This window comes from Micromonospora vulcania (genome assembly GCF_042658605.1).
Taxonomy (GTDB): Bacteria; Actinomycetota; Actinomycetes; order Mycobacteriales; family Micromonosporaceae; genus Micromonospora; species Micromonospora vulcania.
In genome coordinates this window covers 26,676-48,313 of record NZ_JBHSQS010000007.1, presented here as the reverse complement: position 1 = coordinate 48,313, position 21,638 = coordinate 26,676, and the positions used below count along the sequence as shown (strand labels likewise).

Sequence of the window (21,638 nt, the reverse complement as noted above, 5' to 3'; positions counted from 1 at the left end):
CGACACAACGGGGCGGCCGGCTCGCGGTGGGCGGCCGGTGAGACGCCCGGACCGGGCGGACAGCCCATGGCTACACCCGACACTGATGAGGAGATTCGTCGATGAGTGAGACCCTGGTACCGGTAAAGGCGTCCGAGCCAGTGCTGGACGACCCGCGCGCGCTCTACTGTGACCTACTCAAGAAGGCACTGACCAGGTACATCTTCCGGGAGACCTGGATGCCGTACCAGCCGCGCCGTGGTTCTTTGCACGGCCGGCTCTACCAGCGCGGCCGGCACCTGCTGCAACGTAAGGGGCTGGAGTTGGTGCTCCAGTTCCCGTTCGACGCGGAGGCTCGGGCCGCCGGTCGCGACTGGCCGCCGGAGGCCGAGACGATGATCGGCCTGCGCCGGTTGGACAACCTGGAGCGGTGCATCGCGGACGTGCTGGACCGGGGTGTGCCCGGCGACCTGATCGAGACCGGTGTCTGGCGCGGTGGGGCGGTCATCTTCATGCGGGGGATGCTGCGCGCCCACGGTGAGCGGAATCGGACCGTGTGGGCCGCCGACTCGTTCCGCGGCCTGCCGAAGCCGGACCCTCGACGGATCGAGGACGTCGAGGACGCCCTCTGGAGCCAACCGTTCCTGGCCGTCTCGCTCGACCAGGTAAGAGCCAACTTCGAGCGGTACGGCCTGCTCGACGACCAGGTCCGGTTCCTCAAGGGATGGTTCTCGGACACCCTGCCAAACGCTCCGGTCGAACAGATCTCGGTGATGCGTCTCGACGGCGACCTCTACGACTCGACCATGGTGGCGCTGCGCTCGCTCTACCCGAAGCTGTCGGTCGGCGGGTACGTCATCGTCGACGACTACCACGCCGTACGCGGGTGCAAGCAGGCGGTCGACGACTTTCGGGCCGAGCACGGCATTGAGGACGAGCTCCACCGGGTGGACTGGACGTGTCGCTACTGGCGGCGATCGCGGTAGGTGACAGCGGCGGGCGGGGATGCCTCGATGGCTCCCCGCCCGCCGCTTCCTGCTGCCGGTCTCGCGGCCGGCGGTCGGGATGTCTCCCGGTCAGTTGGCCGGCGGGGTCTGGGGATTCGCGACAAGCCACTGCGCCATCCGGTCCTCGCGCAGAGCGGCGAAAAGCTCCGGGGCACGGGCCTCGTCGAGTCGTACCGCAGACCCGGCAGGGGTCTGCAGGTTGGCGTCGCTGAACGGAACGGTGACGAACTGGACCGCCTCGGGCCGCAGTCGGCGCAGCGCGAAGGCGAGATCACCCAGATCGAGATCGCGGTCGACGATCAGCGACTCCGCCGCCGTGGTCAACACCCGGTCGAGCCGGGCCGGCTTGGTGAGCAGGCCCGTGGTGCTGACGCGTTCGGCGAGGGCCCGGACCACCAACTGTTGGTCGTGGATGCGCCCGAAGTCGCCGCCGGGCACCCCGTGCCGCTGTCGCATCAGGTCGTCGGCCGCCTTGCCGTCCAGGTCGTGACAGCCGGCCGGCCAGGTGACGCCGGTGTCCGAGGACTTGACGGTGTAGGGCAGGCAGACGTTGACCCCATCCACCGCGTCGACCAGCTTGCGGACGGCGGCGAAGTTGGCCACCAGCACCCCGTCCAGCGGTACGCCAGCGAGCCTGGCGACGGTCTCGGCGGTCAGCGCGGCCCCCCCGAACGCGAACGCAGCATTGATCTTGTTGGGGCCGCCGGGCCAACTCTGCCCCGAGGCGGGGACGTCGACGTAGCTGTCGCGGGGGATGGAGACGACGGTCGCGGCCTCCCGCTTGGCATTGATGTGCACCAGCATGATGGTGTCCGACCGCTCACCCGGGTACAGGGCTTGGTCGGGCTCACCGTCGCGGGAGTCCGAGCCGAGCAACAGGAGATTGAGCGGACCCGAGTCCCACCGCCGTTCGTCCCGGGGTCCGGCGCCCTGGCCGAGGATGTCCTCACGCTGGACGCGGCTCTCGTACCGGTGCTTCAGCCCGAAGCCGAGGACGGCGAGGCCGGCGCAGAGCACAGCGAACAGCAGGACGAGGGCGAGGCTGGCCTTCTTCCAGCCCGCCATCGCCCGCCATCTGGACGTCGCAGGAAGGACCGCGCGGTCCGGGACTTCGGTCACCATGTTGACCACCTCTGGACGACCCGTTCGGGAAGCGGGATGCGTTGCCGGGCAAGGGATGCCGCCGTCTACGCCGGCACCCTGGAGGCATTTAATCACTCTTTAGGGTCTACATGCGCTTTTATCCTCTTTGACCGATTCGCCAGTGCCATTCTGGCCTCCGGGTTATCGAGGGGGTTGGGGAAATGTACGGACATCCCACCAAGGGACCACACATCGGCGGCGGTCTCGCCGCCACCGGCATCGCCATCCAGTCGTGGTTGCTGGTCGGTGTCGGGCTGATCGTGCTGGGCCTGGCGCTCTGGTTCGTCGCAATGCTGGGCCGTGAGCGGTGACGGATTCCCGATCAGGGGTGTGGGCGTGGCTGCGCGCCAGCGTGGGCATCGTGTTCGGCCTCGCGGTCGCGTCGGCGACCCTGTGGCGCTGGCATGACATCGCCAGCGCCGAAGCGTGGCTGAACGCCCGGCTGGTCAAGATCACCGGGCTGGCGAACGCCGACTCGATCGGCGCGGCCGTCATCTTCCCGCTCGACCACCGCTGGGTCGGCTTCATGGTCTCCAGCGGCTGCTCGGTGGCCATGTTGCTGATCCCACCGATCGTGCTGGCCTCGACGCTGGTCGGGTTCCGGCGCATCTCGATCTCCCGGGGCCTGAACGCTCTGGCGATCGCCGTCGTGCTGCTGGTCACGGTCAATCAGCTACGGCTCGCCGCGGTCGTGGTCTCGATGCGGACCTGGGGCTTCCGGCTCGGCTACGAACGCAGCCACGTGCTGATCGGCTCGGCGATCACCACCGTCGGCCTGATCGCCGTCGCGATCCTGTTCGTGGTGCTGGTCAGCCGCAGCAGGCGGCACGGCCGGGGGGCGGTCGCCGGTGTCTCCTGAGATGCAGTCCCTCGCGCTGCTCAACACGGCGGCGTTCCTGCTGTGCGTCAGCTTCCTCGCGTACGTGCTGAGCATCCTGGTGTTCCACCTGAAGAGCCGACGTAGCCGAGGTGGCAGTCCGGACGGCTTCGACTGGCACGTCATCGTGCCGTGCCGCAACGAGGCGACCGTCGTCGGCGACACCGTACGGCGCCTGCTGCACGACTTCCCCAACACCACTGTCTGGTGCGTCGACGACGCGTCCGACGACGGCACCCTGGCCGAGCTCGCCGCGCTCGCGGACCAGCCTCGGGTACACGTGATCCGGCGTCAACTGCCGGACGCGCGGCAGGGCAAGGGCGCCGCGCTCAACGCCGCCTGGCGGTGCATCGAGCGGTGGCTGCCGGCCGACGCGGACCGGAGCAAGGTGATCGTCGGGGTCCTGGACGCCGACAGCCGACTCGATCCCCAATGCCTGGTCGCCCTCTCCGGCCGGCAGTACTTCGGCAGGCCGGACGTTGGCGCCGTGCAGGTGGAGGTGCGGATGCTCCAGTGCGCACCCCGCCGGCACGCCCCGCCGACCGAGACGAGCCGCTGGGGGCGCCTGCTGATCCGCCTCCAGGACATGGAGTTTCGCGCGCCGATCGCCGCCATGCAGTCCCTGCGTCGGCACACCGGCAGCGTCGCGATGGGCGGGAACGGGCAGTTCACCCGGCTGTCCCTGCTCAACGAGATCGCCGACGAGCACGGCACGCCGTGGCACGGCGCCCTGCTGGAGGACTTCGAGCTGGGCCTGCACATTCTGCTGGCCGGCGGACGCACCGAGTACTGCCGGGAGAGCTGGGTCGCTCAGGAGGCGCTGACCAGGATTCGCCCACTGGTCCGGCAGCGCACCCGGTGGGCCCAGGGCTCCATGCAGTGCGGTCGGTACCTCGGCAAGGTGTTGCGGTCACCGCGGATCCGCAACTCCGCGACACTGGAGATCGCCCATTTCCTAGCGGCGCCGTGGACCCAACTGTTCGGCACACCGGTCTACCTCGCCTGTCTCGCGGTCATGACCTGGTACATCGACCACACCAGCGACGGGCTACGCGGCTGGTGGAGCGCCGGCGGCTGGGGGGTACCTCCGCTGATGGTGATCTTTGGTATCGGGCCATTCGCTCTGTGGGGCGTCGTCTACCGGATCCGCTGCGAGCCGCAGCTGCCGCTACACAAGGCGCTGCTGCTCGGTGTCTGCCACTGGCTGTACAGCTATGCCCAGTCGGTGGCGGTCTGGCTGGCGTTCGCCCGCATGGTGACCCGCCGCACCGACTGGCAGAAGACCGCCCGCGCGAGTGACCCGGCACCGCAGCCGGACGCGACCAGGGCCGTGGGCCGGGTGGCGGTACCGGCGCAGCCGCGCCGGGTGCAACCCGCCCGCCGTCCAGGCCGATCGGACGGGCCGCGCTCGATTCGGCCGCCCCGCCACCTGATCCACCTCGCCACCACCACAGACCGCCCCACAGTCGCCCACGTCAGAAAGTAGATCTCTATGCCAAGAGTCAGATCCGGTCTCGCGCGCACCGCAGCGGCGCTGGCCGGCGGCCTCGCCCTGGCCGTCCTGGCGGCCTCGCCAGCGATGGCCGACACGTCCCAGTCGACAGCGTCCGCACTACAGATCAGCCTGCTCGGTGGTGGCCTCGCCAGCTCCGGCAGCACCTCGGCCACCAACGACGGCACCACCGAGTCGATCTCCGGAAACCAATCTCCCCCACTGGCCGTACTCGGCGCGCAGACTGTCATCGCCGCGGGCGTGCTGGCGCAGAACGTCCGCGCGTACAACGACGGCACCTCGGCGGCCTGTGCCGGCGTACTCGGCCCCGGAGGCGCGGTGACCATCGGCGTCGGCGGGTCCTGCATCGTCACGCCCGGGGCCGCGGTGAACCTCACCCTCGGAACCAGCGGCCTCGCCTCGATCGCGCTGGTTGCGGACGCCATCTACTCGTCCTGCACGGCCACCAGCAGCCCGTCGGCGACGGGCAGCACAAGCCTGGTCAACGCCCGGATCACCTCGACGATTCTCGGTGTCGAGACGACGCTGCTCAGCCTGCCGGTCAACCCGGCGCCGAACACCGGGCTGAACGTTCCGGGGCTGATCAACCTGACGCTCAACGGGCAGTCCAGTTCGGGTCTCGGCCAGCTCAGCGTCACGGCGCTGAACCTGACCGCGCTCGGCGGGGCACTGGCCGGAGTGACCATCGGTTCGGTGAGCTGCGGTGCGAACGCCGTCGCGCCGCCCATCCCGGTGATCCCGCTGGCCGGGGCACCGATCGCACTCGGCATCGGCGCTCTCGCGGCCGGCACCGGCGGCGGGATCTCGCTCTGGCGGCGGCGTCGCGCCACCGCTCGGAACTGATCCGACATGTGTGCGAGCAAATCGACGACACGAGAGGTCCTGATCCTGGCCGGCACCCGGCCGGAAGGGGTCAAGACCGCGCCTCTGATCCGCCGCCTCCTCGATGACCCGAGGTTCGCGGTACGGGTGGCGGATACCGGCCAACAGCCGGGACGCGTCACCGAGGCGCTCGCCCCGTTCGGCCTCCAGCCCGAGGTGACCCTGCGCCCGCAACGGCGCACCGGTTCGCTCGCGGAGTTGGCGGCGGCACTGATCACGGGGATCGACGATCTGCTCACACACCACCGTCCAGCGGCGGTCGTGGCGCAGGGGGACACCACGACCGCCCTGGCCGGCGGAGCGGCAGCGTTCTGGCGCCACGTTCCGGTCGTACACCTGGAAGCCGGCCTGCGGACCAACGACCTGGACCGGCCGTTCCCCGAGGAGGCCAACCGGGCGATGCTCGCCCGGATCGCCGCCCTGCACCTGGCCCCCACCCGCACGGCCCGGGCGAACCTCATCGGCGAGGGCGTCCCCGCCGGCGCCATCGTGGTGACCGGCAACACCGTCGTAGACGCGCTCCGGGACCTCGTCGACCGGGGCTCGGCCCAACCGCCGGAGTGGATCGACCCGACCCGCCAACTCGTCGTGGCCACCGTGCACCGCCGCGAGAACTGGGGCGTCGGGGTGGCCGCGACGCTCGAGGGGTTGCGTCGGTTGGCACAGCGCCGCCCGGACGCCCAGATCGTGATGGTCGCGCACCCCAACCCACGGTTGAGCGCGGAGGTCACCAGCGGGCTGGCCGAGACGACCAACGCCCGGGTCACGCCGCCGCTGCCCTATCCGCAGATGATCGGCCTCCTGCGGGTGGCCGACCTGGTCGTCACCGACTCGGGCGGGCTGCAGGAGGAGGCGGCCACCCTCGGTGTGCCGTTGTTGATCACCAGGGACACCACCGAACGCCCGGAGGCCCTGGCGGCGGGCCGTGGCGAACTCGTCGGAACCGATCCCGAACGACTCGTGTCGGCCGGGCTGCGTCACCTGGTGACCGGAGTCAGCGCACCGAGCCGGTCGCCGTTCGGCGATGGTCGGGCCAGCGAGCGTTCGGTCGCCGCGATCGCGACGCTGCTCGGGGCGCCGGTCAACCGACTGGCGCAACGTCGTCGCACGACGCCGGCCGCCACCTGAAAGCACGCCATCCGTGCCGACTTGGACAAACGCCCATTACCCGGACAAAACCCCTTAAGGCCTAGATACTGGACGACGTCGGCGGGCGGTTCACCGCGACCGATGCCTCAAGTCCGAGAAGTTCAGTGAGCAGAGGAGTTGTCAGGTGCAGGCGTGGTTCAACGGACAGCGCTTCTCGACGCTGCAAGGCAGTTACTCGGCCCAGCAGAACGCTTTCGGCGCGCTTCGCCTGGCGATGGCGTGCGGCGTGGTGATCGCGCACGCGGGACCGCTGGGCTTCGGCGAGGGGAACGTCGGGGCGACCACCTTCGGCCGGCAGAGCGACCTGGGCACGTTGTGCCTGTACGGATTTTTCCTCGTCTCCGGATTCCTCATCACCGACAGTGCGTTGCGGTCCACGCTGCGCCAGTACGTCCGGGCCCGCCTGCTGCGGGTCCTCCCCGGACTGTGGGCCTGCCTGCTGGTCACCGCATTCGTCCTCGCCCCGCTGGCGGCCCTCTACGAGAACGGCAACCTCAACGGGTTCTGGGGGCACCCGGAAGGGCCCTTCGACTACTTCACGACGAACATGTTCGCCTCGATGGAGCAGTTCCCGATCTCGGGGCTGCTGGCCGACACCCCGTACGGGCAGGTCGTCGGTGGGCCGAGCGCGTTCGACGGCTCATTGTGGACCCTCCGCTACGACCTGGCGTTCTACGGAATCGTCGGGATCCTGGTGGTGACCTCGGTGCTGCGCCGGTCACCTCGTGCCGTGCTGGTCATGACCGCCATCTGCTACGCGCTGATCCTGCGGGACTTCTTCGACGCGCCGACCTGGTCCGCCCGGCCGCCGCAGCACGGGGCGATCGGCCCGTTCCCGCTCATCGGGGCCTTCGCCGCCGACTGGACGCTGATGCTCGGCTTCCTGTTCCTGCTCGGTGCGGCCGCGCGGCTCTACGCGCACCGGCTCCCGATACACAACAAGCTGGCCATGGCGGCCGGCGTCGTACTGGTCCTGTCGCTGTGGCGGGGCGGATTCTTCGCGGTCGGTCTGCCGGCGTTCGCCTACCTGGTGCTGTTCGCGGCCGTCGCGCTGCCGAAGCGGCTGTCCGCGATCGGCCGCAAGCACGACTACACGTACGGCATCTACATCTACGGTTTCCCGGCGCAGCAGATGATCGCCCTACTCGGCGGCACGCGATTCGGGATGCTCGGCTACATCGTGCTGAGCCTGCTCGGCACGCTGCTGCTCGCCGTGCCGTCCTGGCACCTCGTGGAACGGCCCGCCCTCGGATTCAAGACCGGCAGTGGCCGGACCCGACGCCGGTCCATCGGCGTCACCATCCCCGGACAGGCCCTGCCCATCCTCCACCCGCCGACCGTCCGCACTGCGAAGACGCGGTTCGGCCGCCTGGGTCGGATCGGACGGCGGGACGCCAGCGCCCGGCACAGCCGGATCACGGATGCCGTCCCGACCAGGGCGACGGCCGCGCGCCGGACCAACTGGTCCTACCAGGACACGGTGCCGTTCCTGTCCGGCGCGGGCAGTGCCAGTACGAAGACCGTGACCGTCCCGACGGAGAAGGCGTTGCCCCTGCCGCAGGCCCAATCGGGCGGCCCGCGACACGCGCGACCCGAACCGGCGTCACCACCGCACTGAGACCGCTATGGGCCGGAACCCGATTGGCTCCGGCCCACACCGCGCCGACCGGGTGCTCCGCCGGTCAACGTGGCCGCCGGTCAGGCCGAGAAGTTGCGGAACAGCAGGGACGCCAGGCCGAGCGCCAACACCAGGTTGAACACGGTGGCACTGGCGAAGACCGCGATGGGCCGCCAACCCGCCTCGCGCAGCGCGGCGACCCGAACCTCCAGGCCGATGCTGACGAAGGCCAGGATGAGGAACCAGACGCGCAGGTCGTTGACGATGGCGATGGTGGCCTTGCCGTCCGAGCCGGCCGAGTCGAGGTACCAGGTGGCGATGACCGAGGCCGCGATGAAGCCCAGGACGAACTTGGGGAAGCGCCGCCACAACTCCCCGAGGCCCGGCCGCTCGGCACCGGGCTGACGCTCGACCCGCAGCGTGAAGTACGCGGTGAGGGCGACCGCGACCACGCCCATGAGCGCGTTCTGGGTGACCTTGACGATGCTGGCGATCTGTAGCGCCTCCTCGCCGGCGAGCGCCCCCGCCGCGGTGACCGCGGCGGTGGTGTCGATGTTGCCGCCGATCCAGGCGCCGGCCACCGCGGGTTCGAGGCCGAGCAGGTCGGCCAACCAGGGCAGGATGAAGATCGACGGCAGCGCGAAGACGATGACCAGGCTCGCCGTGTAGGCCAGTTGCTCGCGCCGCGCCCGGACCGCGCCGGCGGCGGCGATCGCCGCGCTGACCCCGCAGATCGACACCGCCGAGGAGAGCAGGGCGCGCAGCTTGTCGTCGAGCCCGAAGCGGCCGGCCAGCCACCAGGTGAACAGGAAGACCCCGCTGATCAGCAGGATCGCCTGCGCGATCGCCGGGCCGGCGGCGCTGGCGATGACGGCCAGGTTGATCGACGCCCCGAGCAGCACCAGACCGGTCTTGATGAAGAACTCGGTCCGGAACGCCGCCGAGATCCGGTCGCGCAACCCGAACAGCGTGACGGCCACGTTGCCGAGCAGGCCGAGCACGATCGCGTAGACCGGGTATTCGATCGCCGCGCCGATGTCCTCGACGGCGGTGCCCTCGGCCCAGTCGGGGACGTTCTGCTCCAGGTAGCGGGTCAGCGCCGCGAGCGCCAGCACCACCACCAGGCCGAGCGCCGTCCAGGCCCAGAACGCGCCGCCGCGCGGCGTGCCGGGCGGATCGTCGGTCACGGCGGTCGCGGACGTCTCGCTGACCTCGTCGGACGACACGGCGTCCGGGGACGGGTCGCCGGTGCGGATCGCGTCGGTGGCCATCAGGGCACCAACCCGGCGGGGATGGCACCCAGCAGGACCAGGCCGAGCAGGGCCAGGCCGACGATGGTGGCCAGCCAGTCCTCGTTGAACGCGAGCCGGGACTCTCGGGCGGTGGGCGGGTTGGGCGGTGACGGATCGCTGGTCATGACGTACCTCCGGGACGACCGACCCACGCGGGGTGGGATCGGATGGCGGGACGCGGGCGCGCGGGGGCGCAGCCTGGCGCGAAGGGGGATGACGAGGGCCCGAGCTGAGCCCGGGGCCCGAGGATGCGCAGCGGTGACGGCGTTCAGTCGGTCGCTGACGAGCCGGGACAGAGCCCGGAGGCGACCCGCATCAGGTCCACGACCCGACGGGACGTGAGGAACGGACCGACCGGCATTCACCTATTTTCCTATCAGGACGATAGGAATTCAAGGCCCGGTTTTCCCACCCGGCGCGAGCGAAGAGGGCCGGAGCCATCCCGGCTCCAGCCCTCTTCGGTACGCCCGGTCGCCGCTACGGGAGCGGGTACTGCGCGAGGTAGACCGGTACGCCGATCTTGGTGGTGTCGGCCGCGTCCCCCACGCCGTTGACCACGTGGTCGATGATCCCGGCGCTGAGGTTGACGGTCATGATGTGGTGCAGTCGTACCCCCGGCCGGGCGGGCACCTCGAAGCCGTTCTCGGTGTGGATCGACGGGTTGTTCTGGTTGAAGACGTAGACACCGCCGCCGTACAGGGTGTGATTCCGTACCCGGTCGCCGACCTTGTAGCCGGCCCAGCCCTCGACCGCGCCGTTCATCCAGTCGGCCTGCGTCGGCGGGTCGTACGGCAACTCGTTCTGGTAGAGGATCGTGGTGCCGTACTCGCCGTTCCAGACCGTGTTGTACCGCTGGAAGTGCTCGACGAACAGCCCGGTGGCCGTCACGTGATCGCCGTTGATGACAGCGCCGTAGCGTCCGGTGTTGGTACGCCAGCGGTCCGTGTCACCGTTGACGCCCTCGGTGAAGCCCTCGACGCCGTGGTCACCGCGCCACACCCAGGTGTGGTCGATGAGCACGTTGTCGCTGTTGACCTCCAGCGCCGTGTTCGCCCGACCGATGTGCGGGCCGCCGACCCGGAAGTACACGTCGGACAGCGTCGTCGGGTTACGCGGGTTGCTGGCGTTGTGACCGTGCTGCCGGCCCACCCGCAGCAGGACCGGTGACTCCACGCTGCCGGCGTCGATGGTGACGCCAGCGACGATCACGCCGGGCACCCCGGCGACGTCCAGCGGGGTGGCGCCGTTGACCGCGGTGAGCGTGGCATGCCCGATGCCGAGCACCACCGTGTCCGGACGCCGGACCTCGATGCTGCGCCCGATGTCGTACACGCCAGGGGTGAGCAGCAGGTGCTTGCCCCGCGCGAGCTGGCTGTTGATGACGTGCACCGGGTCGGAGGGCTTCGCGATGAAGAAGTCGCGGATCGGGATGCTCCGCCCCGGGGTCAGGCCGTCGGCCCAGGAGATGCCACGGCTGTCACGCTGCGCCGAGGGGACGCGGACGTTGTACCGGCCCTGCCCGTCGACGTAGAGGTACGGCTTCTCCCGGCTCAACGGGATGGTCTCCAGGGTGGTGTACGGCGGGTCGGGGAAGGTGGCGTCGTCCGGTGCGCCCTGCACACCGGCGAAGACCTGGTTCCACACCGCGTTGGACCAACTGCCGACCTCGCTGTTGCGGGTCAGCCACTGCTGCTGGGAGCCGTTGGTGGTGGCCGGCAGTCGCGAGTCGGCGATGAAGCCGCCGCTGGCGTACTGCGGGCCGGCGGTGCAGTAGTCCATCAGCGACAGTCCGCCACCGCCGATGTTCAGCCGGCGCATCGACACCGCCTGGGACACCGCCCAGAAGTTCGCCGACGACCGGCAGCCGTCCTGGCCGGCCGCGTTGATGGTGAGCGAGAGGTTGGACAGGGTGCGCCAGAAGTTGACCAGGGCGAGGCAGTTGGCGGTGCCGTCGGCCTCCAGGCAGCGGTTGTACACCTCGAGCTTGCCGTTGACGGTGACGTCGGTGGGCGAGGCGCCCAGGCCGGACACCTCGGTGTAGTAGCCGACCTTGGCCTGCAACGGCTGCTCGGTCGTGCCGTACGTGCCCGGCTTGAACAGGTAGGCGTGTCGTGCGGTGCCCATCTCGTTGCCGACCTGCTGGGCGTGCGCGGCGTCGAGGGTCTGCTGGATCTCGCTGACCGGCGTGGCCGGGTCGAAGATCGTGACGTTGGGCCCGAAGTCCGGTGCGCCGTGCGTCGGCGGGTGGGCGGTGGCGGCGGTGCTGGTCATCGTGACGGCGGTGGTCACCAGCAGAGCGAAGACGAGGGTACGACCGGTTCTCCGGCGTACCCCTCGGGGCTGGTTTGTCATGCGGTTCGTCCTCTCCGCTGGCCGGCGCGTGCTGCCGGCGCAGCTGGGGCGGTGAGAGCGCTCTCCAGTCCCTCCGGACGGCGGTCGAGCCGAACAGGGGGATCGGCATGTTTCTACCCGGTAAATCGACTGCGCGCTATGACCACGGGCTGCGAAATTCGTCCGGCCGGGCAAAGAAGCACGATCTAGCTGGCCCCGGGCTCGGCCAGCGGGATCGGCAACGCCTGCTCGGCCACCGTCTCGCCACCGAACGAGTGCGCCGGCGCGGGCCGGTCGACGGTGCGGCTGTGCAGCCGTCCGCGCCCCGCCGGCCCGGTGCGACGGGTCACCTCGCAGGTCACCATCCGCACCGGCGGTGGTGGCGCGGTGAACCGTCCCACGCCCCAGCGCACCCAGAGCGGGATCCGGCCGGCGTCCGCCTCGGCGCGCAGCTTCTGCACCGTCCGGGCCCGGTCGGTGTGGTCGACCTCCACGACGACCGGCGGGCCGTCGGGTCGGGCGCACGCCACGTCGAGGACCGACTGTCGCTGCTCCAACGGCGGCGGCAACGGCAGGACGCTCGGCGCGCGGCGGTAGACCCGCCAGCCCTGCGCCTCGGCCCACCGCACCACCGACTCGATCACCCGCGCGGTGACCTCGTCGGTGTCCAGGTCGACGAACGTCAGGTCGGCCAACCAGCGGCCCAGGTCGGCGGCCAGCCGCTCGCCCTGCGCCGTGACCTCCACCGGCGCAGGATAACCCGTCAGCCGACGGCGGTCGGAGTCGCGGCGAGGTGCCGGGTGAGCCAGGCGGTGGTGGCCGTACGGGCCGCCTCCCGGTTGTGCCGGGCCAGGAAGTCGTGCCCCTCGCCGGCCAGCACCAGGTGGGCGTACGGCACGTCGCGCGCCGCCAACTCCCGGGCCACCTGCGCGGACTCGCCGGCCGGCACGTTGGTGTCGTTGGCGCCGTGGATGAGCAGCACCGGCACGTCGAGCCGGTCGATGTGGGTCAGCGGCGAGAGGTCCCGCAGCAGGTCGGCATCGCGCTCCGGGTGGCCGTACTTGCTGACGGCGGCGGCGGCGATCCACGGCTCGGTGTCGGCGAAGAAGGTGCGAAAGTCGGAGATGCCGCACTCGGCCACCCCGGCGGCGAACAGCCCGGGGAAGTTCACCAGCACCGCGAGGACCAGGTAACCGCCGTAGGAGCGGCCCAGGCACCCGAGCTGGCCGGGCCGGGCGACGCCGGTGTCGACCAGGAAGTCGGCGCACGCCGCCACGTCGGCGATCGCCCCGTACCGGCCGGCGAGGTTGTCGGCGACGACGAACGAACGGCCGAAGCCGGACGAGCCTCGGACGTTCGGCGCGAAGACCGCGACGCCCTGCCCGACGAGTTCCTGGAACAGCGGGTTGAACCCGGGCCGCTCCTGCGCCTCGGGGCCGCCGTGCAGGCTGATCGCGGTCGGCCAGGGGCCCGGGCCCGCTGGGCGGTAGAGCCAGCCGGACAGTGGCAGGCCGTCGCGGGCCCGCAGGTCGACCAGTTGCGGCGCGACACCCCGGCCGTCCGCGCGCGGGCCACCGGTGGTCGGTAGCAGTGGACGCGACGCGCCGGTCGGCGGGTCGACCAGCCAGACCTCGCGCGGCTGCACCGGCCCCTGCGCGGTGACGCAGAGCAGGTCACCACCGGCGGCGAAGACGGCGTCGTCGAGCACCTCGCCCGGTGCCGGGACGGTACGTTGCACGCCGCTGGCGAGATCGAGCAAGCTCAATTCACTGCGGCCGCCGTACGTGTTCCACAGCAGCGCGCCGGTGCCCCGGTCGGCGCCGAACGCGACCCGCTCCAGCTCGGCGTCCGGCCGCCAGGCGAGCCGGGTGGGCGTCACCTCCGGGTGCGCGAGATCCACCCGTACCAGCGCGGCCAACTCCGAGAACGCGTCGGTGCGGGCCAGCACGCTCGTCCCGCCGGGGCCGAACCAACCCTGGTCGGTGCTGCCCCGGCCGGTGTCCGGCAGCAATCGCCGCCGGGCGCCGGTGGCCACGTCGAGCAGTTCCAGCCAGCGGGCGTTGCGGGGGCCGCGGCGCAGCAGGGCGGCGTCGGCGGTCGGCGTGACGTCCAGGAGCGTGAGCAGGTCGCCCTCGGCCAGCACCTGCCGATGCCCGGTGGCCGCGTCGACCAGGACGGCGTACCCCCGCTCCGCGGTCTCGGTGACCGCCAACGTGCTGCCAGGCAGCCAGCCGGCCAGCGTCGCGCTGCGCCGGTCGAACCCGGCGACCTGGTGGAGCCGCGAACCGTCCGGGCGCAGCACCCACAGCTCGGTGCGGGGGGCTCCACCGGGTGCGACCACGCAGGCCAGCCACCGCCCGTCCGGGGACCAGCTCAGCTCCAGCACCGGCTCGTCGCCGCAGGGCAGGGCCACAGCCTCGGCGGCGTCGAGGTCACGGACCCAGACGCCCGGCGTCCCGGCCCGATCGGAGAGGTACGCGACCCGGCGACCGTCGGGGGACGGCGCGGGCGAGAACTCCTCCCCGGTCGGCAGCACCGGCGGCACCGGCCGGTGGCCGAACCGGCGCGCGGTGCGGGCGACATCGGTCCGTACGCTCATCTATACCCCGATCCGCTGCAACCAGAGCTCCAGCAGCCCGAGCTGCCAGAGCGCGTTCGAGCCCAGCGTGGTCCGCCGGGCGTTGGGCTCGTCCAGCAACTCCTCCAGGTAGTCCTTACGGAACAGGCCACGCTCGCGCGCCGGCCGCGCGGTCAGCGCGTCGCGGACGTCGTCCAGCAGCGGCCCGGACAGGTGCCGGATGGCGGGCACCGGGAAGTAGCCCTTCGGCCGGTCGATCACCTCGTCCGGGACGATCCCCCGGCTCGCCGCCTTCAGCACGCCCTTGCCGCCCTGCGACAGCTTCAACTCGGGCGGGCAGGCGGCGGCCAGCTCGACGACCTCGTGGTCGAGGAACGGCACCCGGGCCTCCAGGCCCCAGGCCATCGTCATGTTGTCCACCCGCTTGACCGGGTCGTCGACCAGCATCACCAGGCTGTCCTGGCGCAGCGCCGCGTCCAGCGCGGTGTCCGCGCCCGGCGCACCGAAGTGGCCGGTGACGAACTCCAGGCTGGCGTCGTGGTCGAGCATCCACTCGGGCGCCAGGTGCCCGGCGAGCGCGTCGTGCCGACGATCGAAGAACACCCGGGCGTACGCCTCGACGGCGTCCGCCCGGGCGACGTTGGCCATCGGCGGGTACCAGTCGTAGCCGGCGAAGATCTCGTCGGCGCCCTGCCCGGACTGCACCACCGTGATCCGCTGCGAAACCTCCTCGGAGAGCAGGTGGAAAGCGACGCAGTCGTGGCTCACCATCGGCTCGCTCATCGCCCCGATGGCAGCGTGCACGGCGGGCAGGAACCGGGCCGCACCGATCCGGATCTGCTGGTGGTCCGTGCCGAAGCGGCGGGCCACCAGGTCCGAGTAGTGGAACTCGTCGCCGCTCTCCCCCGCCGCCGCCTCGAACCCGATGCTGAAGGTGGCCAGCCCGGTCTGGCCCTGCTCGGCCAGCAGGGCGACGATCAGGCTGGAGTCGATACCGCCGGAGAGCAGCACACCGACCGGCACGTCGGCGACCATCCGACGGCGTACGGCGGTACGCAGCGCGGCCATGATCCGCTCCTGCCACTCCCCGGCGGACATCGGCGGGGCGGCGGCGCGGTTGAACTCGGGCCGCCAGTAGACGGTGTCGGTGCTCCGGCCGTCGGCGGTGACCACCCGTACGGTGGCCGGGGGGAGCTTCCGGACGCCGGCCAGGATGGTGCGCGGCGGCGGCACCACCGAGTGGAAGCTCATGTAGTGGTGCAGCGCCACCGGGTCGAGGTCGGTGTCCACGTCCCCGGCGGCGAGCAGCGCCGGCAGGGTCGAGGCGAAGCGGATCCGGCCGGGGCCCTCGGCGAGATAGAGCGGCTTGATGCCGAGCCGGTCGCGGGCCAGCACCAGGGTGTGCGTAGCCATCTCGACCAGGGCGAAGGCGAACATCCCGTAGAACCGCTCGACGCAGGCCGTCCCCCACCGGTGGTACGCCTTGAGGATCACCTCGGTGTCCGAGGTGGACCGGAAGGTGTAGCCGGCGGCGGTCAGCTCGTCGCGCAGCTCGCGGTAGTTGTAGATGCAGCCGTTGAAGACGAGGGCCAGACCCAGCTCGGGATCGACCATCGGCTGGGCGCCGGCGTCGGAGAGGTCGATGATGCGCAGCCGGCGGTGCACGAGCGCGGCCGGCCCGTGCTGCCACCGCCCCTCGCCGTCCGGCCCCCGCGAGGCCAGTGCGGGGAGCATCCGCTCGATCGCCGCCAGGTCGGGCGGCGCCCCGTCGAGGCGGAACTCGCCTCCGATACCGCACATGGCACGCACCTCTCATCGGCTCGGGTCCGCTCGGGCCGCTGACCGGTCCAGGCTTGGCGGACCGGATTGCGCCCCGATGACGTGTGGGTCAAGCGTCGGTTACGTCAGAGGCTGCTCGGCCCCCCGAGCAGCCAGGTGTCCTTCGACCCGCCGCCCCGAGAGGAGTTGACGATCATGCTGCCGGCCGGTGCAACCCGGGTAAGCGCCACCGGGGCCACCTCCGCCGTGTCGCCGAGGAAGACGAAGGCCCGCAGATCGACGTGGCGCGGGGCGAGCGCCGTACCGTCGAACACCGGATGGGTGGTGAGCGCGATGACCTCCTGGGCGATCCACCGGTGCGGGGCCGCGAGGATCTGCTCCCGGACGGCGTCCAGCTCCTCCGCCTCGGCACGCGGGCCGATCACCACCCGGTCTCCGCCGTACCCGTCGACCGGCTTGAGCACCAGTTGGTCGAGCCGGCCCAGCACCTCGGCCCGCTGCTCGGGCAGCCCGCACAGGTACGTCGGCACGTCCCCGAGCAGCGCCTTCTCCCCCAGGTAGTACTCGATCAGCCGGGGCACGTACGCGTACAGCGCCTTGTCGTCGCCGACGCCGTTGCCCAGCGCGTTGGCCAGGGTCAGCCGGCCGGCGTGCACCGCCGCGAGCAGCGGCCAGCCCAGCGGCACCCCGTCCGCGCCCGGCGCGTGCAGCAGCGCCTCCTCGTCCATCCGCAGATAGATCACGTCGACCTGGCTGCGGTGGCCGTCGCGGACCAGCCGGACCCGACCGTCCTCCACCAGCAGGTCGCTGCTCTCGGTCAGCGGTACGCCCATCTCGTCGGCGAGCAGCCGGTGCTCGAACCAGGCCGGATCGCCCGGCCCGCTGCTGAGCACCACCACGGCGGGCTCGTCGGCCGCGGCGGGCGCGGCGGCGAGCAGCGCCCGGTACAGCATCGCCGGTGTCTCGTCGGCGGGCAGCAGGTCCGCCGGGAACGGCAACTCCGGCAGCACCGCCCGGGTCAGCCGACGGTTCTGCACCGCGTAGCCGATCCCCGAGGGCACCCGCAGGTTGTCCTCCAGCACGTACCAGCCGCCGTCCGGGTCCCGGACCAGATCGGTTCCGGACACCTGCGCCCGCGTGGCGCGCCGGTTCATCAGCGCCCCGGTCGGGCGAAGCCCCGGCGAGGACTCCACCACCCAGGCCGGTACCACGCCGTCGGCCACCACCGACCGGTCGGCGTAGACGTCACGGAGGAAGGCGTCCAGGGCGCGGGCGCGCTGCACCAGGCCGGTACGCAGCGTCCGCCAGTCGGCGGCGGGCACCACCCGGGGCACCAGGTCGACCGGGAAGAGCCGGGTGCTCGCCTCGCCGGCCACGCTGAAGGTCACCCCGCGGGCCCGCTGCTCCTCGTCCCGGTCGTGCTCGCGCTGACGCAGGCCACTGGCGCCGAGGTTGGTCAGGGCGGCGAGCAGCGGACGGTACGCCGGCTCCGGGCCGGACGGCCCGAAGACCTCGTCACCGGCGTCGGCGTAGGTGGGCAGCGCGAGCGGTGGCGGCGCACCCGGCAGCGGCGCGCGAATCCGCCCCCGGGTCTCGTCGAGCAGCAGGTCGACCACGTCGGCCAGCCGGCCCCGCCGCTCGTACGCCCGCCGCTGCCGGGCAGCGGAGCTGCCGCGCTCCAGCGCGTACCGTGTCAGCTCCCGGACCTGCTCCCAGTCGCCGGTCGCCTCCAGCACCGGGCGCAGGTCGGTGACCAGGCGTTGGACCGCCTCGGCGGCCGGCACCGGCCGCGCCGAGCGGGGCAGGTCGAGCAGGTCGCCCTCCAGGCCCGAGCGGGCCGCCCGCCACACGGCGGCGCGCAGCACCGGCGGCCGGACGGCGGTGCGCTCCACACCGGCGCGCAGCGCGGCCACCTCCCGCCGGACGAGCGCCCGGAACAGGCCGGTGAGCAGGACGATGGTCTCCACGTCGGCGTTGGCGTCGGTGATCCGCAGCTCCACCGTCGGTACGTGTGCCGACGGCCGGACATCGAAATAGATCATGGCGGGATCGGTGATGGTGCCCGACGAGATCAGCTCGGCGACCAGCGCCTCGTGGTCCGCCGCGCTGGTCACCTCGCCCGGATCACCGGCGGTGGGCCAGCGTTGCCAGACCAACGAGCGGACGCTGGCGTAACCGCTGTCCTGACCCATCCAGTACGGCGAGCTGGTGGAGAGGGCGAGCAGGACCGGGAGCCACGGTTGGACCCGCCGGGTGACCGCCACCGCGAGGTCCCGGTCGGACACCCCCACGTGCACCTGCGCGCCGCAGATCAGCTGCTCACGGGCCAACATCTGGTACTCGTCGAGCATCCGCCGGTAGCGCGAGGTGGGCGTGACGCTCGGGTCGCCGTCGGCGCGCAGCGGCACCGTACCGGCCGCCACGATGCCCAGACCGGCCCGGTCGGCGACCTGGACGGCCAGCTGGCGCAGCCGGGTCAGCTCGGCGCGGATCTCGTCCAGGGTGTGGCAGACCGCCGTGTTGGTCTCGACCACGCTACGGTGCAGCTCGGCCGTGAACGACGTGGCGGGCAGCCGGTCGAGCAACTCCCCCGCCCGGGGCACCAGCTCCCGGGTGTGCAGGTCGACGACGTGGAACTCCTCCTCCACACCGATGGTGGCCAGGTCCGCCGGGTCGGTGGGGATCGGCGCGACCGGGCTGGTCCGGGGTGTGGGCAGCGACCGGCCGTTGTCCGGCCGGCCCGCCGCTTCGTCGAACGTCGCCGCGTTCGTGGTGTTGTCGGACATCGTCACCCCGTTCGCCTGTCGGCTGAGTCGACTGTCCGACGAGCGTTCCCACGGTTGGTACCGGGGGTGTTTCCAGCGCGTTAAGGTGGCGCGCCGGTCTTGTCCGGGCGGCGCGGCGAGCAGGGCCGCCGTGGCCAGCGCGGAGCACGCAACGCCGACCAACGGGCGGCGACAATCGCAAAGACCATGCGGCGGAAGCACTGCTGATCCTTTTCGGACACCGAGTCTTCCCAGCCTACGATTCTGCGATGGGTTCCTCGCTGACCGTCCGCTCGGCCAAGGTCGAGGACGTCGCGCAGATGGCGCGTGTGCATGTTCGGTGCTGGCAGGAGACGTACCGGGGGCTCATGTCGGATGCGGTCCTTGATGATCCGAGTCTTCCGGCTGCTCGGGAGCAGTTCTGGACTGCCGCTTTGACCGACAAACGATATCGAGAGAACCGGGCGGTCGTCGCCGAGCGGGAGGGCGAGCTGATCGGGATCGCGATGTCGGGTCCGCCGCTCGAGGGCGCGGCCGCGTGGACGTGGCAGCTGTATGTGCTCTACGTAGTGACAGCCGAACACGGCACAGGTGCTGGGCGAGCGTTGTTGCAAGCCGCCATCGACCCGGCAGAGTCGGCGGCGCTCTGGGTCGCCGACCCGAACCCTCGCGCACAAACGTTCTACCGCAAACACGGCTTCGTCACCGACGGAAGTGCCCAGCTCAAGGACGGCGTACGGGAAACTCGCATGGTCCGCGCCGCGCGGGAGCCATCGCTGCGCCACCCTCCCCCGTCGATCTAGGGCATATCACCGCTAGTAGATCTCGAATCACAGTGATTTGCCCTAGATCGGCGGGGAACGTCGCCCGGCGAACAGGCCGACAGCACGTCCGCCAACACCCTCGACGTTCGTGTTTCAACGGGTCTACGTGTGACCGGGTTGCCCCAGACGGCGAGCGTCACTCGCGCGAAGCAGTCTCAGAATCTGCTCGTTATCCGTTACGGCTGAACCCCACACATCGTACTCGATTGAGGATATTTGCCAGCCGGGGCTGAGTGGTGGCTCAACCGACAATTGCTCGACAAGATGAGCCACGTGGAGGCTCGCTTCGTCGCTCAAAAGTCCGAGACCTGTCACGATGATGGAGTACGCATCGAGCTCCAAGAATATTTGGACATTCTTCTGGATTGCTCGCAGCGGACTGAAGAGCTTACCGTCGCCGAATTCGCCACCGGAGTCGCCGAGCACCCGCAGATCGACGACTGTTTGAAGAGCATCGACTCTCGTGACGTCGGGTTGCTCGATGACGCGCAGGACGCACAGGTCGGAGAACTGGACAAACTCTACCGAGACGATCTCCCGCCTAAGCCAACGACGCATCCTCTTCTCCAGTTGCGGCAGAATCTCTACACCCTCGGCCTCGATCCCCTCGTCCACCGCGAACTCCCTGCCCACCTGTTGAACAATCTTGATCGCGGATCGAACATCCAACCTGAAGAATTCTCGGACCTTATTCACACGCGAGGCTGCGAGCTGGGTATGAATCATTGCCTCGGCAGCATCCACGTCCGACACGATTTCGTCGTAGATAATCTCGAAATCGGCCGGGACGCCCGTCGCGCGGGAAATCTCACGGACCCTTGTCTCGGGATCTCGCGTGGTCTGACCAATCTTCAACAGCCCCGGCATGTATTGGTTGGCCAGAATGTAGATTACCCCGCGACGGCCCTTGTGCATCCTGGTACGCCTCCTTTCGCGAACTGCGCTGGCGGCCAGCTTTGGCGGATGCTCGAAGATAGACTTCTGGGATTACCGGGCACGGTTCCGCCGGACACCGCCGAACAGCGCCCCGGCCTCCACGAAGACGACCTGTCGATGGTCGGCGGTCTCGTCGGCTCCGTCCGACTGAGGCTCGGCAAGGCCGAGGTTCGAGTCGGATCCAATCTGGTAAACCCGTTGCTCGGTAGGCTCAAGCGTGACGAGTTCCGAGTCGTCCGACCACTCGTTGAAAGCCCCCGTGTATGCTGCTTCCCGCATTAGTCCAATCAGGTCAGACTGGCGATAGGCGACCCGGGGTCGAATGAAGGTCGCCGGTATCCGGATCAACTGCGGCCAGCCGGCGCGCCCGCACTGCTCAAGCTCTTGCCAGAAAGTGCGCCAGCCCACCGTAGGAGGCGTGGCGGCACCAGAACCCCAGACAACTGTGGGATTGGACGTGGACTTGCGCAAGTCGAAGCGCACGAGTCGGCTCTTCTTGCCTCTCCTAGGGCTGCCGTGCCTCTCCAGATCCTGACGGAGCACTCGCGCCACGGCCGAGGTCGGCAAGACGGTCATCCAGTCCGCGAACCACCAGCCGGGGCCGCTGCGTCGGAACGCTAGCTCCGTGACGTGACGCCCTTCGACGAGCGCCGCGGCGGCCAGGTCGCCGCGCCAATCTGGCCGAGGAAAGGCGTAGAACGGCTGGTGTCCAAGAGGGCGGCGATAGTACTCCCACAACTGACCTAGGTCTACGAGAACATCGTGGAAGTTCGTACCACTGACCGTCGTCGTCTTTAGCTCAATTTGGATCGCTTTGCCCGGCATCGCCGGCAACAACCGCACGTCAATGTCCTCACCTCTGCTCGGCCACCACAACGCGGCGTGTGAGTGATAACGGTAGGCAAGATACTGGCTCGACCAATGCTCTAGCGTCTTCTCTGGGATCGACACCGATGGAGGCATGG

General features: G+C 70.4%; 18 protein-coding genes. 8 read left to right on the top strand and 10 right to left on the bottom strand.

Annotated features, from left to right (window positions below; translation table 11 throughout):
• Window positions 1-101: 101 nt before the first annotated feature.
• Entirely contained in the window at window positions 102-965 is an 864-nt protein-coding gene (locus tag ACFQGL_RS13340; RefSeq protein WP_377510789.1) for a TylF/MycF family methyltransferase, read from the top strand.
• A gap of 90 nt (window positions 966-1,055) precedes the next feature.
• Here ACFQGL_RS13340 and ACFQGL_RS13335 read toward each other — a convergent pair whose 3' ends face one another.
• Window positions 1,056-2,108 carry an LCP family protein gene (locus tag ACFQGL_RS13335; RefSeq protein WP_377510786.1) on the bottom strand — a complete coding sequence of 351 codons (1,053 nt, stop codon included), beginning with the start codon at window positions 2,106-2,108 and terminating at the stop codon, window positions 1,056-1,058.
• A gap of 182 nt (window positions 2,109-2,290) precedes the next feature.
• Here ACFQGL_RS13335 and ACFQGL_RS13330 point away from each other — a divergent pair, with 182 nt between their 5' ends.
• The 6 genes from ACFQGL_RS13330 (at window position 2,291) to ACFQGL_RS13305 (ending at window position 8,168) form a co-directional block, all read left to right on the top strand.
• Complete coding sequence (locus tag ACFQGL_RS13330; protein ID WP_377510783.1) at window positions 2,291-2,440, top strand: peptidase; 150 nt, start codon at window positions 2,291-2,293, stop codon at window positions 2,438-2,440.
• Window positions 2,437-2,988: a hypothetical protein gene (locus tag ACFQGL_RS13325; RefSeq protein WP_377510780.1), complete on the top strand. Its 552-nt coding sequence runs from the start codon at window positions 2,437-2,439 to the stop codon at window positions 2,986-2,988. Before ACFQGL_RS13330 ends, ACFQGL_RS13325 begins: the two co-directional genes overlap by 4 nt.
• The gene (locus ACFQGL_RS13320; protein ID WP_377510777.1) at window positions 2,978-4,492 is read left to right on the top strand and encodes a glycosyltransferase family 2 protein; all 1,515 of its coding nucleotides are present in this window, start codon (window positions 2,978-2,980) and stop codon (window positions 4,490-4,492) included. The genes ACFQGL_RS13325 and ACFQGL_RS13320 overlap by 11 nt, the downstream gene beginning before the upstream one ends.
• Window positions 4,493-4,498: 6 nt before the next feature.
• Complete coding sequence (locus ACFQGL_RS13315) at window positions 4,499-5,362, top strand: choice-of-anchor P family protein (RefSeq protein WP_377510774.1); 864 nt, start codon at window positions 4,499-4,501, stop codon at window positions 5,360-5,362.
• A 6-nt stretch (window positions 5,363-5,368) separates the two neighbouring features.
• A complete protein-coding gene (gene wecB / locus ACFQGL_RS13310; RefSeq protein WP_377510771.1) occupies window positions 5,369-6,529 on the top strand; it encodes a non-hydrolyzing UDP-N-acetylglucosamine 2-epimerase in 1,161 nt (386 codons plus the stop codon).
• A gap of 145 nt (window positions 6,530-6,674) precedes the next feature.
• Window positions 6,675-8,168: an acyltransferase family protein gene (locus tag ACFQGL_RS13305; RefSeq protein ID WP_377510768.1), complete on the top strand. Its 1,494-nt coding sequence runs from the start codon at window positions 6,675-6,677 to the stop codon at window positions 8,166-8,168.
• Window positions 8,169-8,248: 80 nt separating this feature from the next.
• Here ACFQGL_RS13305 and ACFQGL_RS13300 read toward each other — a convergent pair whose 3' ends face one another.
• From ACFQGL_RS13300 to ACFQGL_RS13270, 7 genes are all read right to left on the bottom strand, one after another.
• The gene (locus tag ACFQGL_RS13300; RefSeq protein WP_377510765.1) at window positions 8,249-9,439 is read right to left on the bottom strand and encodes a YeiH family protein; all 1,191 of its coding nucleotides are present in this window, start codon (window positions 9,437-9,439) and stop codon (window positions 8,249-8,251) included.
• The gene (locus tag ACFQGL_RS13295; protein ID WP_377510762.1) at window positions 9,439-9,585 is read right to left on the bottom strand and encodes a hypothetical protein; all 147 of its coding nucleotides are present in this window, start codon (window positions 9,583-9,585) and stop codon (window positions 9,439-9,441) included. The genes ACFQGL_RS13300 and ACFQGL_RS13295 overlap by 1 nt, the downstream gene beginning before the upstream one ends.
• Before the next feature lie 352 nt (window positions 9,586-9,937).
• A complete protein-coding gene (locus tag ACFQGL_RS13290; protein WP_377510759.1) occupies window positions 9,938-11,812 on the bottom strand; it encodes an adenylyl cyclase in 1,875 nt (624 codons plus the stop codon).
• A 185-nt stretch (window positions 11,813-11,997) separates the two neighbouring features.
• On the bottom strand, window positions 11,998-12,537 hold the full coding sequence (locus tag ACFQGL_RS13285; RefSeq protein WP_377510756.1) for a hypothetical protein: 540 nt from the start codon (window positions 12,535-12,537) through the stop codon (window positions 11,998-12,000).
• A gap of 17 nt (window positions 12,538-12,554) precedes the next feature.
• Window positions 12,555-14,390, bottom strand: coding sequence for a S9 family peptidase (locus ACFQGL_RS13280; protein WP_377510754.1), 1,836 nt, complete (start codon window positions 14,388-14,390; stop codon window positions 12,555-12,557).
• The gene (locus tag ACFQGL_RS13275; RefSeq protein ID WP_377510751.1) at window positions 14,391-16,169 is read right to left on the bottom strand and encodes an N-acetylglutaminylglutamine amidotransferase; all 1,779 of its coding nucleotides are present in this window, start codon (window positions 16,167-16,169) and stop codon (window positions 14,391-14,393) included.
• A 104-nt stretch (window positions 16,170-16,273) separates the two neighbouring features.
• Complete coding sequence (locus ACFQGL_RS13270) at window positions 16,274-18,934, bottom strand: glutamate--cysteine ligase (protein ID WP_377510748.1); 2,661 nt, start codon at window positions 18,932-18,934, stop codon at window positions 16,274-16,276.
• 248 nt (window positions 18,935-19,182) lie between these two features.
• On the opposite strand from ACFQGL_RS13270, the gene ACFQGL_RS13265 reads away from it, so the two are divergent.
• The gene (locus ACFQGL_RS13265) at window positions 19,183-19,716 is read left to right on the top strand and encodes a GNAT family N-acetyltransferase (RefSeq protein ID WP_377510745.1); all 534 of its coding nucleotides are present in this window, start codon (window positions 19,183-19,185) and stop codon (window positions 19,714-19,716) included.
• Window positions 19,717-19,839: 123 nt separating this feature from the next.
• Here the strand turns inward: ACFQGL_RS13265 and ACFQGL_RS13260 are convergent, their stop codons facing one another.
• Both ACFQGL_RS13260 and ACFQGL_RS13255 read right to left on the bottom strand, forming a co-directional pair.
• Window positions 19,840-20,652 carry a GIY-YIG nuclease family protein gene (locus ACFQGL_RS13260; RefSeq protein ID WP_377510742.1) on the bottom strand — a complete coding sequence of 271 codons (813 nt, stop codon included), beginning with the start codon at window positions 20,650-20,652 and terminating at the stop codon, window positions 19,840-19,842.
• A 72-nt stretch (window positions 20,653-20,724) separates the two neighbouring features.
• Window positions 20,725-21,636 carry a hypothetical protein gene (locus tag ACFQGL_RS13255; protein ID WP_377510739.1) on the bottom strand — a complete coding sequence of 304 codons (912 nt, stop codon included), beginning with the start codon at window positions 21,634-21,636 and terminating at the stop codon, window positions 20,725-20,727.
• Between the last annotated feature and the right edge of the window lie 2 nt (window positions 21,637-21,638).

Coding starts and splice junctions, on each gene's coding strand:
- ACFQGL_RS13290 (WP_377510759.1), bottom strand. CDS start 11,812: ATGACAAACCAGCCCCGAGGGGTACGCCGGAGAACCGGTCGTACCCTC.
- ACFQGL_RS13260 (WP_377510742.1), bottom strand. CDS start 20,652: ATGCACAAGGGCCGTCGCGGGGTAATCTACATTCTGGCCAACCAATAC.
- ACFQGL_RS13295 (WP_377510762.1), bottom strand. CDS start 9,585: ATGACCAGCGATCCGTCACCGCCCAACCCGCCCACCGCCCGAGAGTCC.
- ACFQGL_RS13270 (WP_377510748.1), bottom strand. CDS start 18,934: ATGTCCGACAACACCACGAACGCGGCGACGTTCGACGAAGCGGCGGGC.
- wecB (WP_377510771.1), top strand. CDS start 5,369: ATGTGTGCGAGCAAATCGACGACACGAGAGGTCCTGATCCTGGCCGGC.
- ACFQGL_RS13335 (WP_377510786.1), bottom strand. CDS start 2,108: ATGGTGACCGAAGTCCCGGACCGCGCGGTCCTTCCTGCGACGTCCAGA.
- ACFQGL_RS13280 (WP_377510754.1), bottom strand. CDS start 14,390: ATGAGCGTACGGACCGATGTCGCCCGCACCGCGCGCCGGTTCGGCCAC.
- ACFQGL_RS13300 (WP_377510765.1), bottom strand. CDS start 9,439: ATGGCCACCGACGCGATCCGCACCGGCGACCCGTCCCCGGACGCCGTG.
- ACFQGL_RS13275 (WP_377510751.1), bottom strand. CDS start 16,169: ATGTGCGGTATCGGAGGCGAGTTCCGCCTCGACGGGGCGCCGCCCGAC.
- ACFQGL_RS13330 (WP_377510783.1), top strand. CDS start 2,291: ATGTACGGACATCCCACCAAGGGACCACACATCGGCGGCGGTCTCGCC.
- ACFQGL_RS13255 (WP_377510739.1), bottom strand. CDS start 21,636: ATGCCTCCATCGGTGTCGATCCCAGAGAAGACGCTAGAGCATTGGTCG.
- ACFQGL_RS13340 (WP_377510789.1), top strand. CDS start 102: ATGAGTGAGACCCTGGTACCGGTAAAGGCGTCCGAGCCAGTGCTGGAC.
- ACFQGL_RS13315 (WP_377510774.1), top strand. CDS start 4,499: ATGCCAAGAGTCAGATCCGGTCTCGCGCGCACCGCAGCGGCGCTGGCC.
- ACFQGL_RS13265 (WP_377510745.1), top strand. CDS start 19,183: ATGGGTTCCTCGCTGACCGTCCGCTCGGCCAAGGTCGAGGACGTCGCG.